This is a genomic window from Flagellimonas sp. 389, assembly GCF_018449435.1.
GTDB lineage: Bacteria > Bacteroidota > Bacteroidia > Flavobacteriales > Flavobacteriaceae > Flagellimonas.
The window spans coordinates 1-16,600 of record NZ_JAHCMU010000003.1; the positions used below are offsets into that span (position 1 = coordinate 1).

Annotated in this window: 11 protein-coding genes; 6 read left to right on the plus strand and 5 right to left on the minus strand. The window is 40.7% G+C overall.

Annotation, left to right across the window (positions count from 1 at the left end; translation table 11 throughout):
- The 3 genes from KIM67_RS03290 to KIM67_RS03300 form a co-directional block, all read right to left on the minus strand.
- On the minus strand, nucleotides 1-3,362 hold a 3,362-nt coding region (locus KIM67_RS03290), incomplete at its 3' end, for a DUF6443 domain-containing protein (RefSeq protein WP_250149133.1).
- Nucleotides 3,363-3,373: 11 nt separating this feature from the next.
- Nucleotides 3,374-3,841: a hypothetical protein gene (locus KIM67_RS03295; RefSeq protein ID WP_213829946.1), complete on the minus strand. Its 468-nt coding sequence runs from the start codon at nucleotides 3,839-3,841 to the stop codon at nucleotides 3,374-3,376.
- 17 nt (nucleotides 3,842-3,858) lie between these two features.
- On the minus strand, nucleotides 3,859-7,095 hold the full coding sequence (locus tag KIM67_RS03300; RefSeq protein ID WP_213829947.1) for an RHS repeat domain-containing protein: 3,237 nt from the start codon (nucleotides 7,093-7,095) through the stop codon (nucleotides 3,859-3,861).
- A 332-nt stretch (nucleotides 7,096-7,427) separates the two neighbouring features.
- On the opposite strand from KIM67_RS03300, the gene KIM67_RS03305 reads away from it, so the two are divergent.
- The 6 genes from KIM67_RS03305 (at nucleotide 7,428) to KIM67_RS03330 (ending at nucleotide 13,701) form a co-directional block, all read left to right on the plus strand.
- On the plus strand, nucleotides 7,428-7,865 hold the full coding sequence (locus KIM67_RS03305; RefSeq protein ID WP_213829948.1) for a general secretion pathway protein GspG: 438 nt from the start codon (nucleotides 7,428-7,430) through the stop codon (nucleotides 7,863-7,865).
- Nucleotides 7,862-8,350: a general secretion pathway protein gene (locus KIM67_RS03310; protein WP_213829949.1), complete on the plus strand. Its 489-nt coding sequence runs from the start codon at nucleotides 7,862-7,864 to the stop codon at nucleotides 8,348-8,350. The genes KIM67_RS03305 and KIM67_RS03310 overlap by 4 nt, the downstream gene beginning before the upstream one ends.
- On the plus strand, nucleotides 8,340-9,761 hold the full coding sequence (locus KIM67_RS03315) for a GspE/PulE family protein (protein ID WP_213829950.1): 1,422 nt from the start codon (nucleotides 8,340-8,342) through the stop codon (nucleotides 9,759-9,761). Before KIM67_RS03310 ends, KIM67_RS03315 begins: the two co-directional genes overlap by 11 nt.
- Before the next feature lie 4 nt (nucleotides 9,762-9,765).
- Nucleotides 9,766-11,985, plus strand: coding sequence for a type II secretion system protein GspD (locus KIM67_RS03320; RefSeq protein ID WP_213829951.1), 2,220 nt, complete (start codon nucleotides 9,766-9,768; stop codon nucleotides 11,983-11,985).
- Between the two features lie 65 nt (nucleotides 11,986-12,050).
- Nucleotides 12,051-13,199: a hypothetical protein gene (locus KIM67_RS03325; RefSeq protein WP_213829952.1), complete on the plus strand. Its 1,149-nt coding sequence runs from the start codon at nucleotides 12,051-12,053 to the stop codon at nucleotides 13,197-13,199.
- Entirely contained in the window at nucleotides 13,183-13,701 is a 519-nt protein-coding gene (locus tag KIM67_RS03330; protein ID WP_213829953.1) for a hypothetical protein, read from the plus strand. Before KIM67_RS03325 ends, KIM67_RS03330 begins: the two co-directional genes overlap by 17 nt.
- Before the next feature lie 632 nt (nucleotides 13,702-14,333).
- Here KIM67_RS03330 and KIM67_RS03335 read toward each other — a convergent pair.
- Nucleotides 14,334-15,584: a site-specific integrase gene (locus KIM67_RS03335; RefSeq protein ID WP_213829954.1), complete on the minus strand. Its 1,251-nt coding sequence runs from the start codon at nucleotides 15,582-15,584 to the stop codon at nucleotides 14,334-14,336.
- Nucleotides 15,585-16,187: 603 nt separating this feature from the next.
- A complete protein-coding gene (locus KIM67_RS03340) occupies nucleotides 16,188-16,598 on the minus strand; it encodes a response regulator (protein ID WP_213829955.1) in 411 nt (136 codons plus the stop codon).
- Between the last annotated feature and the right edge of the window lie 2 nt (nucleotides 16,599-16,600).

Here is a 16,600-nt window from a genome sequence, read left to right on the forward strand (position 1 = left end):
ACTTTTGTTGGAAGGTTCAGATGGTTATATTCTATTGAACTTATCCCCTTATTAAGGTCGGATGTCATGTTCCCGTTGGCATCATATTCAAAGTCATTGTTCGTGTTGGTGCCGTCCTTGAAGCCCTGGTCATCGTTCCAGAAATCCGTCACCTTGCGTATCTGGTTCGAGTCCGTATGGTAGTAATAGATCAAACGGTCCATATTGCCAAAGGTCGTTGCCCCGGCATTGGTATGGCCCTTTCGCTCCAGTTTGGTGATGTTCCCGTTCTTGTCGTACTCCACCAGGTCCAGATCGTAGTTGGCACTGGAGTTTGTGGCATTGGTGATACGGTTGAGCGCATCGTAGCCGTAGCGGTACCATTTTAGGCCATTGTCCACATTGGCCGTCCGCCATTCCGTTTCAGCAATGTTGCCATTGTAAAGTGGTGCGCCTCCATGGTCGGCCGTGTTGTAGTTGATTCCAAAGGCAAAGAGGTCGTTGCCCATGCTCGAAGGGTCGTTGATACGCTTGAGCCAGCCCCTCACATTATATTCGTAGTCCACCGTCTGCAGGTTGCCGCCCACCTTCTTCTGTACCAGTTGCCCCAGCTCGTCGTAGGTGTTCTCCGTTAGGGTCTCGGTATGGGCTCCCATGGTCTGGGTCTGTTTGGTGAGCCTGCCCATATGGTCGTATTCAAAATCGTCCGTGGTCACTATGGCGGGGTTTGCACCCTTGGTATGGGTGGTAACGGTCTGCAAAGGCCTGCCCACAAAGTCCAGCTTCGTCTCCATTTGGTCAAAGGTATCCAAATAATCGTTAAGGGTGCCCTCGGCTATCATCCTTCCCTTTTCGTCATACGCCCTTGCCCAACCTATCCATTTATCGTTGTTGCCGTCGAGCACCAAGATACTGCCCCCCGTGGGAAGCCCTTTTACGTTTTGTGAGACTGTCTGGCCCAGAACATCGGTAGGGATGGTATAGCCCAAGAGCGGAAAGTTGTAGTTATCGTAAAAATTGATCGTGTGTACCTGTGGTGCCGGGGAACCTACGGAAATCTTGGGGTAGGCATTGTCCGTATAGCCCTGTCCAACCTTTTCCTCATATTGCGCGGTGGCATTCTCAACATTGGTCTGTGCCTGGGAGCGGGTCATGTTACTGCTAAGGATCCCGGTGAGGACAACACGCCCAAGGGCATCGTATTTGGTAAAGAGCCATTTTCCGTCGGCCTGCAGGTTGGCATGGCGCGTGAGCACGGGCTGGTCCAATGTGTTGTATACAATTTCCTCTGGGTCCTTGCCCGGCACCTTTTTCTCCACCAAACGGTTGCGGTGGTCGTACTTGTACTGGTAGCAGAGCTCGTTCAACTCGGTACCGCTCACACTGGCCGTGGTCACCTTTGGGGGTATCACATAGGTAAGGTTGCCATAATCGTCGTACACGTAGTAAGTGTCGTGCGCCTCGACTGCGCTCGGCGACCCTACTTCTGCGTAGGTGCGCTTTAGCACTACCCGGCCCAGCTTGTCCGTGAACTCCTCGGTGGTATGCAGCTTGGAAGCGGTGCCGTCGTGGTTCTCGTCCTTGGTGACCGTTTTGTGGAGTTCGCCTTTGGTACGATATCCATTTTGTACCAATTGAGGGGATTCTGGGTTATTTCCCGTAAATGAAACGGAGAAACGGCGCACTTCATTCGTTACATTGGCCTTGTATGCAAATTCTATCTCGTGCCCCCCTCCCATTCGCCAGTCATGGCCCGGTGCAGCTTGTTTTAGTATCCTGCTCAAAGGAGAGGGTTCAAACTCTTTTTGGGAATACGGGTTGGGACTACCACTGTTGATCTCCCCATTGTACTTTTCTGTATAAAAGCCATGAGTATCAGTTTTGGAAGTGCTTCGCATATGTCCCACTGAACCGTCGGCAGCATAGGGTAGGTATTCCTTTTCCACCCTACCGATCGCATCGTATTCCATGTAGGTCACCAAATCCTTGCCATCTGGGTTCCCCATTGCAAGTACGTTCTGTTTACCACGTCCAAGACCATCGTAGTATGTAATCTCTTCTATGACATCACTACTGTTCTTAATCTGAGATGAATTGGATAAAGTGTTCACCCGAATTTGAAACTTACGTACATAGACATAGTTCTCATCGCTTAATGTTGGGGGAACATAACTGCAACCATTATTGGTACCATAGCTATCTGGGCATTGGTCCAAGTTATTAGGCACATAATTTGCAGGTTGATTGCAACTTGAAATGGACATGGCCGGATCTCCAAAACCATCACCATCCGAATCGTCATAATACGTAACGAGCTGTTGCACGTTGTAGCTCACTGTCCTAGCGTTGGACCAACATCCCGATGCATTGTTCTGGGCCCTTAGATAATAGGTTGAGCCCACGGTCCGATTTACAGATTGAGATGAGTTGGCCGTACTGGTCCCTGAACTGGAACTTTGCCAATAATACGTAATGCCGACCGGATGGTTCGCCCTTGTTAAACGGGAGTAGCCACAATTGTTGGTCACGGTCGGGGTAGGTGGAGTACCAGGAACCACGTTTACGGTATAGTTTACTGTTCTGGCAGTGCCCCAACAGCCAGAAGAGTTGTTACGTGGTCTCAAGTAATAGACGGTGCCACTGTTCCTTGTGACACTTGATGATGCACTGGATGTACTGGTGCCCGAAGATGAGCTTTGCCAATACCAGGTCACCCCGCTTGGCGGGTTGACCCTCGTGAGTACCGTATTCCCACAATTCTTTGTCACCGAAGGTGTTGATGGTGTTGATGGGATATAATCTATAGTATAGTTTATGGATCGCGCCGAACTCCAAAGCCCCGCGCTGCTCCTTGCCCTCAAATAATATACCGAACCGCTTGACCTGTTCACGGAACTTGCAGAATTTGAGGTACTGGTCCCAGAACTGGAACTTTGCCAATAATACGTGACACCACTGGGTGGATTGGTCCTTTTGAGGCGCGTGTAACCACAATATTTAATTATCGCTGGAAGGGGTGGAACACTCGGTGATCCAGTCACGGTAACGGTATGATCATCAGTATAGAAATTGTTAAAGGTGTTCATGGAGACCGCTGAGATGGTCCTTGTTCCCGGGTCGTTGAATCTTATAACCGCATTTACACTGTTCGATGACTGGACCGTGGCCCCGGAACTCGTACTCCAGTCCGTGCTCACTATATTTGAAGGACCAAAGATGGTATAATTCCTGGTCCCTCCGGAAGTAGCCGTGGTGGGCCCTGCTATGGCTATACCCTGACCTCCTCCGATCTGGGCCCAGAGTGCCGTTGGTATGGACAGAAAAATAAACATGGCCACTGTAAGCTTGGCCACTTGATTGAAATTGTATTGTCTTGTTTGCATGGTCGGCCAGTTTATTGTTGTCTGATAAAATGTTTTTCCTCGATGATGTTCCTTGTTTTCCCTTCCACCTTTGGCACAAGCACCAGTCGGTCATTGGTGAGTATACGTACGGTCTCATACCCAATGTTCCCTGTAGAATCGGTTAGCACAAGTATCCCATCATCGGTGAACGACCAGCCATAAGCGAAGCTCTGTCCGTTCGCCATGGTAAGCGTACAATTGCCGTTTGGCGAAAATGTCAAACGCCTTCCACTGTAGGAACTCAAAATCCGAGCCTTTAACTGGGGGAGGGAGTCCAGCTTGACCCTTGAAGGTCCGTCCATCGTGGCAAAGGAACTGACATCGTCAAAAAACCAGACACCCAACAGTTGTTCCCTTGGGTTTTGTTGCGCCCTTGCACAAGGGGCAAGAAGGATGAACAATAGGGCAATTATCAGAATATACAGTTTTGAAAGGTGTTCTCTTGAATGTGTCATCATATTAATTTTTTGCTTGGTTATTGACCTTTGTAATGGTATCTGTTCTCTGAAACATAATCTCCATTATGGTCCTTTACGGCTTTCAAGCGGCCCAGCCCATCGTATTCATAATGAACGGTGTATCCTGTTGGGTCTGTGACAGATTTTATCCCGAGCAAAGGGTCATACTTATAGGTAGTCACCAAGGTATTTGACAGTCCTCGCAATTCATTTTCTTGGCTAACGGTCAATCCTGAGATAGCCGTGAAAGTACCTGGAAAACTTGGTAGGGCATTGATTTGGGACAAGCTTGCATTCTGGACGGATGCTATTACATATGTACCGGTAACATCCCATATCAATGTTGTAGGAGAGCCGTTATAACGCTTGATCTCAACCAGCCTTCCGTTCTGTAGTCCATAGGTCTCAAAAAGTTCGTAGTTTAAAGGAATATGGCCACTGGAAGCGTTATTGCTACCTATTCCTTTATTAAACCTGTAGGTGGCCACCACATTCCCTTCATTATCAAAATCTTGGGTCTGGCCCAGGACCATATTGGATTTATTGAACACGCGCTTGCTCACCTGAAGTCCATAATTATCCGAAAGAAACGCCGCCATTGCGCCATTTTCATGTATGTGATCGTAGGGATAGGTGTGATTGGTCACTATATGCTCTCCATTTGAATCAAAGCTAAAGTTGTTGTTAACGATATCTGAATAATTTGAGGCAAAGAACCTACCGTCCTCTTCCAAAGTGGTCAATCTCATATTATTGTTGTATTGAAATTTTTTAACTTTCACTATGGCATTAAAGGGTTCGGGATCCTCGTAATCATAATGTATTTCGGTACGCTTCTGTAATACGTTCCTTCTATGGGTATAAACCGTGTTGTTTGGATTATTGTAACCTAAAAACATGTTGACATTGGAAGGTGGAAACGAGAATTGTTGATAACAATAGTCCCTGTCCCCCAAAGTCCAAAAGAAGAGCGTCTTTGTGGTCGTATTGGCATACTCCATGTCCACACTCTGTACCAATTTGGAACCTCTATACTGTTCTTGACGAACTATTTGGGATGCATAGGATTTATTTCTAAACTTATGGTCAAAGTGTTCAACGGTCCGTAAAGTATCCGTTCCACCAACAACGTCAATCGTTACTTTTTTATAAAAATGTCCTGATTTGATTAGTGCGGGATTTAATGCAAGATTATTAGAGGAAAAAACATCTCGACCACCATATGGCTTGTTAAAGTTGTCGTAATCGATACCATATCCAATAAGATCCTCATAATTATAGACGGTTTTCTTAGCCATAGAACCGTCCACATCTTGATCAATTTTCCTTTTTACCCTCAATCCACCAGCATAAAAGAAGGTAGGCACTACTTCTGGATCATCTTCGTCCATCCATGAGAGTCCAACACGAATCAGGGCATTGGGATTGGAATTCAATTGGCTTGTCTTTACTTTTAATTCCAGCATATAATCCCCAGCTTGGAGGTTTAAACTTCCATCGGCCCAAATAATCTTATCTGGATTAAGGATTGCTGGCCCTGAAATTGAAGTACCGGTTCTAGGATAAATATTGAAGGTGGAACAGTCGATGTTAGGGAAGTTTGGATCATAAGCGCATATATCGGAGGAACCGCTATAGGATACAGAGGTGCCTAGAATTCCCTGTACATTGGACACTACGGTAAAGGGTACTCTGAACAGAGTATTGAAACCACTTGTTATATTAGTTGAATAAATCTGGTTTGATACTTCAACCGATTTCTGTGAAAATGTGGGGTTGCTCGTAGTGCCTACAGCAATGGCATTGGGCTCATAATTAAAACTTGAACTTCCGCCCGTGGGGTAGATTATTTTATTGAGGACACCTCTTTGCAGATAATTATTGTTAAATGACCTGTCCCCCAACATTCCGGTATAGACATTGTTCAAGGTATATTGCGCCAATGGGGTAAAGGGTATCAATGTTGAATTGTTCTCCCCATTATAATATCCAAAATCATCCTTTCCCGTATTACCCTTATTTGGTAGATTACCATTATTATAGTAAAATTTATATGCAGGCTTTGGAACGCCGTCAAAACCAATTTCTTGTAATTCATCCAGTCTCAACCTTGGATCACCACCATATTTACCATAAGAAAAGACGAACGACTTAGTCTTTGAGTTCAGTTTATCCAATATTTGTATGGATGCAAGCTTCCGTTTCCATGTGGAAAGCGAAGAATCATCTAAATAGTTAAAGGTTATCTTTACTGTAGTCGATTCAATTATATGCGGTAGTTTATTTTGTGGAGAGTATACGATGGACGTGGTAGAGAGGCTTGTACTTGTTCCAGAACCTTCTTCCAAACAACCACATACAGATACTACGGGGATGACCGGCTTACACCTGTCTACGTGAACAATACTATGTGCCAAATCGGTAACAGTATACGACAAGGAATAGAGCTGATACGTAAATGTAATTTGCTTATTGTTCCTGGTCGTAATACGATCTAACATCCAAGATGCAGTATAAGAATTGCTGTTGAAATTCAAACTGCTTCCAAGTGAACCTCCAACCACAACATTCTGGGTATTGTATTCTTTGTCACCGTCAAAAAAATACGTATTTCCTTCACCATCAAAAGCCTTAAAATGGATGAGCTGTCCCACTCCGCCTATTTTTTCTACTCGAATATCAGTATCTTCTTCCATAGTCAGTACTCCATTCGCATCAAAAATGAAGTCACCAGTCTTTCCACCAAAGCTATAATTGAAATCATCAGGATAGTAATCCTGTGTTTCATCTGACTGTCGAATCTGCTTTTGAACCAAGTAATCATCCAAACCACCTTGGCTCGCTATCCAGTTTGGATTCACAGTTCCCTTACCGTTTGGGTGTAACCAGCCTATTTCATCATTTTTATCATTGACCTGTCTAAATATTCCTCCTCCTGCATTCAAGGTCCAATTGAGTCCTACTGCACTGGCCAACTGATCAACTTTTATTCCCAAAGCGTGGTAGGATATGGAAATCGGTACAGATACACCATCTTCAATTAGGGTAAAGAGAGGAATCTCAATCTGCGGAATCCCAGTTGAATTGTCAACTGGAATATCACCATATATAGTAAAAGTGCCTGCATTTGGAGTACTAGGCAAGACCTTAGCGTAGTAATCGATATACAAAGGGTTATAGCCTTGGGAAAATAAATCCGTATTGAAAGAGAAAACCAAAGTTAGTAATGCGAAAAGATAGAAGGTCTTTTTCATGTTAGGTTCTTGAAAGATTAAAAATGATTGTTCGATTACCAGAAAAGTAAACAAATTATAGTAGTTATTTTATTACAAAAATCATTTTAAATTCCATCATTTTATACTACAAAACGGAAATTAAAAACTAAAAACATGATAAACAAACGATTAACTGCATGTTTGCACCTTCTCCATACTCCTATAAAAAATAAGTATTTAACAATTATTTAATATTTTTAGATTGATTAAATTCTTACAAATTATAATGTGAAAAAAGTTATATTTTAAGTAGGATATTATTCGTACATTTTCATGAAAATTTCTTTTTTCCGCTTAAAACCAATACTAGCATGCACAATCCATTTAAAAAGATAACATCCATAAAAGTTTCATATAAAAAGTTGGATGCCATTAACCTGCAAGAGACCCTAATTGTGCTGGCCATAATAGGAATTCTTCTCCTACTTGCGCTTCCCAACCTCATGCCATTGATTTCCAAGGCCAAAAGTGTTGAGGCCCAAGTACAGTTAAAGGCCATTTACAATGCCCAGACCACGTACAGGTACATGCACAGCAAATATTCTCCCGTAATGGAGGAACTGGATTTTGAAGCACCACGAACGGTCGAGGAAAATGGAACGGCCAACTATGTTTACGAAATACTCAATGCCGACAATGCAACTTTTAAAGCTAGGGCCGAAGCCATAACGGATTTTGACGGGGATGGGGTCTTTAACGTCTGGGAAATTGATGAAAGCGGAAATCCCAAGCAAATCGTGAAAGATTGATCGTTCCTCTTAACCTATTGCTCATTATGTGCCTTACCGCTATCACATACCAAGATTTTAAGGAACGAAAGGTCTTTTGGTTTCTTTTTCCATTGGCAATGCTATTATTTGGACTGTTATACTATGTACAGGTTACTGGCATGTCGGTTTTTCTGTATCAAATTCTTACAAACATTTTCTTGGTCACAAGCATTTGGACCATTTTATTCCTTTACACTCATTTCATCACCAAAAAAAAATTCTTGAACCATAGTTTGGGTTTGGGTGATATCCTCTTTTTTTATACGCTGGGCCTAGGGTTTCCAACACTTACATTTATTGTGCTGTTTGTGGGCAGTACATTGTTTTCCTTATTGGTCTTTTTGATCATCAAGCGCAATCTAAATCATAAAACTGTTCCTTTGGCCGGACTCATGGGCCTTTTCATAATCTTTGTCCTGTTGTATAGCTTCATCTTTAAATACCCTCCTTTATATGGCTATTGATACCAAACACGATTTTAAGATAAGCTCGGACCTTGCGCAACGTATTACTGCGGAGCAGGCCTTCCACTATAGGATTGTACCTAAAGAATTCACGGATACTACTTTGGTGCTTTGGACCGATGCTTCAAGCCTTGAAAGCCTATCTTCGGAATTGATGATCGTTATGGATTCCCCTGTACGATTGGAGCGATTATCATCTGAAGAATTACAAGATTACTTGACCGCCAATTACAGGCAGGCACAGAAAGGTCAGAACAACGAATTGCACTATACCCCTGATTTTCTGGAAAAAATACTGGTCAATGCAAAGACAATCGGCAGTAGTGATATCCATTTTGAACCTTATGAAACTGCATGTCGAGTCCGTTTCAGATTGGATGGAAAACTCGTAGAACAGTTTAAGGTTCCTATCAAAGAGTATCCCACAATCATCAACAAAATCAAAATAAAGGCAGATTTGGATATCGCCGAAAAGCGATTGCCACAAGATGGACGGATTACGATGAAAATGAACAATGATGAATTCGATGTTCGTGTGTCCTCTCTCCCTACACTTTTTGGTGAAAAAATTGTGCTTCGGATCTTGAACAAGGATACCGAATCGGTCACCTTGGAAGATTTGGGGTTCAATCCCTTGGAATTGGCACGGTACAAGGAAGGTATAAAAATGCCCAATGGAATCATTTTGATATCGGGTCCCACAGGTTCTGGAAAGACAACTACGCTCTATGCCACATTAAAAATTCTCAATGATGCCAAAACCAATGTTCTCACCATAGAGGATCCTATAGAATATACCCTGGAAGGCATAAATCAAGTACAGTTAAAGGAAAATATTGGTTTGGATTTTGCCAGTGCGCTGCGGACCTTTTTAAGACAAGACCCAGATATTATCATGGTCGGGGAGATACGCGATGTAAAAACTGCCAACATGGCCATTAGGGCTTCATTGACCGGGCATTTGGTCTTATCTACAATTCACACCAATTCCGCTTGGGCCACTATTTCCCGATTGATCGATATGGGGATTCCCCCATTTCTTATTGCCAGTACTTTAAATACAAGTGTTGCGCAACGTTTGGTAAGAAAGTTGTGTCCAAACTGTAAAAGAAAAGGTGCTATTGAAAAAAGTCTTTTTCCAGAAGGGTTTCAACCTCCCAAAAATTTGACCCATCATTATTTACCTACCGGATGCCAAAAATGCCATCATACCGGATATCAAGGGAGAAGGGCCATCTATGAAATTATACCGATTACAAAAAAACTGGTGCCCCATATAAAGAACAACGAACTGGATATTCAGAAATATCTGAACGACCATAACATACCAAATCTACGTGACAATGCGCTACTGCTTGTTGCGGAAGGAACAACTTCTATCGAAGAAGTATATCCCATGCTAACCAATTGAACTGATGAAGAAAAATCTATTATTCCTTCTCTTACTTTTTTCTATACTTCTTACGGCCCAGGAAGAAAGCAGAATACAAAATATAAAGAACAATCTGGAGCTGCTTGCGGTCGAAAACCCAGGGCTTTCAGAAAATTTAAAGCTGGACATTAATGTAAACAGTGTATCAATTTCCAATTTTCTATTGGCAGTATCGCAAGTTCACAAAGTAAATATCAATATAGACCCCAGCCTTCAAGGCATTAATATCGTAAACAACTTTTCAAACGTTACGGTTTCGGACATTTTGGTTTTTTTATGCAAGCAGTACAGCTTGGATATTAATTTTACCGGCAATATTCTTTCCATCCAAAAATATCAACCGCCACCGGAAATAGTCCCCGAGAAAGAAATTTTGGTTTCTTTTGACGCTATCAATAGCCTAATTTCCCTGGACCTTAAAGGAGACCCTCTTGAGAAAGCATTTCGGAAGATCATGGATGTATCGGGACAAAACCTATTGTTCAATAGCGGGATGGAAACAATTCCCTTGACACTTTACATAAAGGATGTTTCTATGGATATGGCTATGGAAAAATTAGCGGAGACCAATAATTTAAAGTATGCCAAATCAAGGGATGGCTTTTATCTTTTTGATAAGTTCATAGAGAATACTTTACCAAATTCCCGAGTATCTGGCGGTTCCTATTTAGGCAACAATAATTTCCAATATCAGGTGCTTGATACGGTAAACAGAATTTTGACCGTGGATTTTACCAATGTGCCCATTGCGGATATTGTACATGAAATAAGTTTAGATCTAGATTTGGATGTCTATATGGCAACACCTTTGACCGAAGCGGGAAACATCAGTTTCAAGGCCAAGCAAATCTACTATGATGAATTACTGACCAAGATGTTCGAGAGCAAAGCCAAATTCTCGAATCCGGTCGCTGATCCTTCTAATGGTCAACTTTCAAATCAGCCCCAAAACAGAAATCAGAACAGGTCAGCTCCAAACATTGGGTTAAGTTCCAATACTGCAACGTTCACCTTTAAAAAGGAAAACGATCTCTATTTCTTTGGAACGGCAGACCAGCTCAGTGTTAGAAAGTTTGAAATTGTACAGATGATGCACCGATCCGTGGAACTTTTGGGTGACCCCATGCAATCTGGAGGATTTGGAAGATCGGCTGGGAGAACGGTCCAAGCAGGAGTCAATTTTTTAGGCAACAACGGTTTTCAAGGTGGTGCAAATGGATTTGGAAATAATCAAGGAGGTTTTGGACAAAATCCCAATACCACGCGCAGAATCAACACCCAACCCACACAGTTTAACAATTATTCATCAAATGCAGAGGCGATTGTCAGCATCTTGCCAGATGATGTGGTCGCTGATTTGGATATCAAGATAGATTTTGAACTCAATAGTTTTCTCATTAGTGGACCTGCAGCCAACATAAATCGTTTCAAAAAATTCGTCAAAGAGATTGACAAACCAGTTCCTGTTGTACTCATCGAGGTTATGCTAATAGAAGTAAGAAAAACGGCCACGGTAGAAACTGGAATCAGTTGGGGCATTGGGGAAGAACCCGTACAAACGAGTGGTGGAATCTTTCCTGAAACTGACTTGACTTTGGGTGCAAAGACGGTAAATAAAATAATCGGTGGATTCGATGGGTTCGGCTCTTTTAATATTGGACGTGTAGTTCCCGAATTCTTTGCAACGATAAAGGCTATGGAGGCCAATGGGAACCTAAAGATCAGGTCTACTCCCAAACTCTCTACCTTGAACGGCCATCGAGCCAACCTTTCCATAGGGGAAACCACATACTACGTCGTAACGAGCCAAAACTTTTTTGGATCGCAGATACCCACTACTTCCGAGGTTAGGAATTTTCAGCCCATAGATGCGCAATTGGCCGTAAGCATAAAACCATTGGTATCGGGAAACGGGCAGGTTACCTTGGACATCAATGTTATACAATCCGATTTTAGCTCGGAACGAATCGATGAAGATGCTCCTCCCGGACTTACCTCTAGGGAATTTAGTTCTATCATACGAATGCAGAACCAAGATTTGGCAATTTTGGGAGGGTTGGAGGAAAAGGTAAAGAACGATTCTGGCAGTGGAGTACCATTTTTGGCAAGGATACCGGTCATTAAATGGCTATTCAGCAAAAGAAGAAGAGAGGATACCAAACAAAAACTTACCATTCTTATAAAACCTACAGTAATCTACTAATGCTTGAGTTTTTAAAGACATATTTTACCAAGGGAAATATTTTTTACGGACTGAAAATCTATCAAGTGGAAAATACCATCAAGTTTCATCTTGTGGAAGCCGTTAGAAAGAAAGGTGAGCTCACCATTGCCAATAGCCAAGACTTTGATGAACTGGATATGCTCCCCAAGTTTTGTAAAACTTCCGTTCCACTCTATCTTATTTGCAATACAGCGGATGTTATCACAAAGCAGTTGGAAGCCGCATCAAATCTTAGTGGCGAAGCGGCTGTAGAACGTATGTTCCCTGGTTTGGACCTTGATGTTTTTTACTACCAGATTTCAAAGCTCAAAAACCATTTATTGATAAGCATCGCAAAAAAAAATGGTGTTGACAGCTATTTGGACAAGTTAAAAGAAATGAATTTCAGTGTTGTCGGATTTTCATTGGGGCTATCTACATTGGGTTCTTTACTGAACTATATCAATAATGAAACCATCTATACCAATACAAATAAAATAGCTTTTGATAGCGGTCATAGCGAAAAACTTTCAATTTCCAAAGTAAATAATACCGCTCCCGTTAGCTATACCGTTAATGGGTTGCACATGAAAAATTCTGCATTGGTGGCGTTTTCAGGAATCTTGGATTTTTTATCGGACAGTGCGGCACATAACTCCAATTTTGATGCTGCGGTACAAAATCTCCAAAATGAATTTAAAAGAAATAGAATCTTCAGGATTGTCTCCAGGTCATCTTTGGTTCTGATACTATTGATTTTACTATCTAACTTTTTTGTCTTCAGTCACTATTTTGATAGCGTAGCCTCGTTAAAGGAAAATTTAGCATTTGATAACGAGAACAAAAAGAATCTCATGACGCTAACAGCTAAAGTAGCGGAAAAAGAAAGAAAAGTGGATGCCGTCCTATCGGTTACAAATTCAAGGACTTCTCACTATTTGGATGAATTGGCAGCTTCTATTCCCAAAAGTATATTATTGGATGGGATACAGTACCAACCACTTACAAAACCGGTACAAGTATTGAAACCCATCGAAGTGAACATTGACGAACTTATCGTGACCGGAAATTGTATCAATAGTGAAGACTTTTCATCTTGGTTGATATATCTGGAAAGATTGGAATGGGTCAGGTCGGTGGAGACTTTAGAGTACGATTACAAAAATCAAAACAGTTCAAATTTTAAGATAAAGATCAGTGCAACAACTCCTTAAAAATAAAGTAGTTCTCTTATTTCCATTGCTATTGGTGACATTGCTCCTATGCTATAAATTGGCAATATCCAACACATTGGCCCTTAAAAAGGAATACCGCTCCCTAAAAGCGGAAGAGCAATTGTTCAATGATATTCCACAACAATTAATGTTTCTCTCCAAAAAAGAAAAGTATTTGGACTCGTTGCTCCAAAAGCTGAATTTGAACAATACTTCGCTGGAAAACAATCTATTGCGGGTTGTAAATAGTGAAGCTGCCAAGAACAATTTAAAGGTCATGGATTTTAATCCGCCCCATAAAGTGATTACAGATAATAATTCGGTTACTACCTACGAATTTGTTTTAAGGGGCGGTTTTACCGGTATTTTAAAGACTATTTATACCATTGAGAATCAGTCTACCTTTGGAGAGGTCATACATTTAAATTTTTCGAAGGATAAAAACTATAGAACAAACAAGAATCACTTAGAGGTAAAAGTATTGATGCAACATATTGAGTAGAAATTTAAAAAGCGGAAAGAGAATTTATAATATTAAATGTCCCAAATCCTTACCTCTAACTTTGTGCGTGGATCCTGTTTCGATTTTATAATGTTCCGATAGATAAGTGTTAAATAAAATCGAAATAGGGCGCATTCTACTATTGCAAAAGGTAACTTGAATTTCATTTCCCATTTAGCAGTGACAAAATTTTTGTGAAGGACTATAAACCTTATGCTTACGGTATATAATATTAGGAGTCAATTTAAAAATATAAGAGCAATTGTCAATTACAAAAGGTGATTCGAAAATACAAGAGTAAATGCGAATCCCATAAGAGTAAGATGTATTACATTGGATTCCCCAACAAGCGGGCGGAGCTTATCTATTTTTACTGTATGCACTAACCCAGTAAAAGTCTCTGTAAGCAATAGACTGGAATTGAACTCTTTTCTGAAGTTTGAAACTGTTTATTATCCCAGAAAATGAGCAATGACGTAATCCAATCTCACGTACTCTTTTTCTGAATCGTTGCATTTACTTTTGTGATTTTTGCAGAAAACACATGTTTTTATGTGCATTTAGTATTGTAATTGACAACAACTCGACTCTAAGGAGAGTTGTTCTATTTCAACAATCCCCCGTGTCATTGCTCAACAATTACTAATGGTTTTGCTTCTCTTTTCCTCGAACCGTTTCAACAAATCATTTATATCCTCGCTTATTTTGCTCTCGACCACTCTGGCATATATCTGTGTAGTGGATAGCTTGGTATGTCCCAAAAGTTTGGATACCGTTTCAATGGGCACTCCATTGGACAGCATTACCGTTATAGCAAAGGTATGTCTGGCAACATGAAAGGAAATGTTCTTGTGGATATTGCAGGATTTCGTTATTTCCTTTAGATAAGTATTTACTTTTTGGTTTGAGCTTATGGGCAATAAATTGTTTGTAACATCTATTGTTTGGATTGCCCTATACTTCTCAAGTACTGCCCATGCTCTGGGCAATATGGGAACTTTTACAAGCTTGTCCGTTTTTTCCCGTTTGGTATATATCCAGTAATTGTTGTCTATACCCTTTACAATATTATCTTTTGTAAGTCCCTTGACATCTACATACGATAGTCCCGTATAACAGGAAAAGACAAAACAATCTTTTACCCGCTGTAACCGTTCACTTTTAAAATCGGTGTTCTCCAATAGTTCCAGTTCTCTTTCATTTAAAAATACCCTGTCATATTTATTGAATTTTAGCTGAAATTGGTTAAATGGGTTTTTGTTCATCCATTCCAATTTAACAGCTAGGTTTGCCATTTTCTTTAAACGTTCCATATGCTTCATCACCCCATTGTTACCAAGTACAAGCCATTTTTTGGAATCCCTACAGTTTCTCAGATAATGCTCAAAGTCCGTAATAAACCTAAAGTTCAATTGTTTAAGGTAAATATCATTTACTTTTCTTTTTTTGAGTAAAAACCGTTCCAGGTACCTTTCTGTGGTAAAATAGTTTTTCATCGTTCCCGCTTTAAGAACATGAACCATATTGTTATTATGATAGGTTATTAATTCCTTTAAGGTTTTACTATTCTCATCTTCTCCCAAGTATCGGGACTTAATGGCATCTGAGGTTATTATTTTATCCTCTTCCAATAGTTGTTTATGGCATTGGAGTAATTTACCATACACTTGGTCCAAATAAGCGTTTAAGGCTCTGATTTTTTCGGTGTTTCCCCTGCCCCTATTTTTGGCAGAGTCCCATTGTGCTGAATTTGCACACCTTTTTAGACTGATTTCCGCTCTTTTTCCCATGACATTTATACGTGCGTAGATGGAAAGTTCGTTGGGGTTGCTTCTTGATTTTCTTGTGAAGAAAGTAATGGAAAAGGTACTTAATGTTCTCATTTTAAATGACTTTGATTAAACAATGATTTGTAAAGACGAAAGTCAAATCATGCCTCAAAGCTCCATAAAGTTAGCACAATTTTAGTGAAACATTGCACACCTAATTGCACACCTTTTATATGGTTTTATTTGGCATCAAAAAAAATGAACAAAAACAAAAAACACTGATAATCATACGATTAACAGTGTTTTGTTTCAACCTATTTCTAGGTTCGTCGGGATGACAGCGTTTGAACCCTATCTGTATGTCTTTGAAGACCAGTACAATATCCCAATATTTTCAAAAAATGTCACCCAAACGGTCACCCTCAACGCCGGTTCGACGTTTTCGTTCTATAAAATTAGTAAAAGTTGTTCAAACTAATACAATGGAGTACAAATAAGATTTCCTTTGCTCAACTTGTCACTATAGGTCTTAACTCAATGGTAAAAGTGAAATCATTTATTGTCCGATTGTCTCTTAAAACGGCCATTTCTCAAGACCTTTTTTCATATCCTTCAAGTTAGTATTGGAGAATGTCCAAGGAGTTAGCACAATCGAATTCATGCTTTCTCCTCAATAGTAGAGTCGCGGTGATTACAAAACGAAATCACCTACTACATTTATCCTCCATTTTCTATAATACCCAGTATACTGGAGATGTTCACAGGTTTTTCCAAGGTAAAATCGGCTCCTAGATTTTTGGCAACACGATCGGTGGAAATAAGATACTCTTTTTCATGTCGAAAGTATCCGGTCACTGCAATAATTAGGGAATTTTTGTTGTGAATTGCCTCATATCTTCGTATTTGCCCGATGCATTTGATACCTCCATCGGGTAGGAATTCATTATTCCGTACATGAAATAGGTCAAGGATAAAATAATCATAATTGTTGGTTAACAGTAAATTGGCCTCGTCTGCACTGGGTACTGTATCCACATGATAACCTTTGGCCATCAATGTATCCTGCCATTCTGTAGCAAGTCTATAATCATCCTCAACAATGAGAATTCTAGGTGTTTTTTCTGTCATCT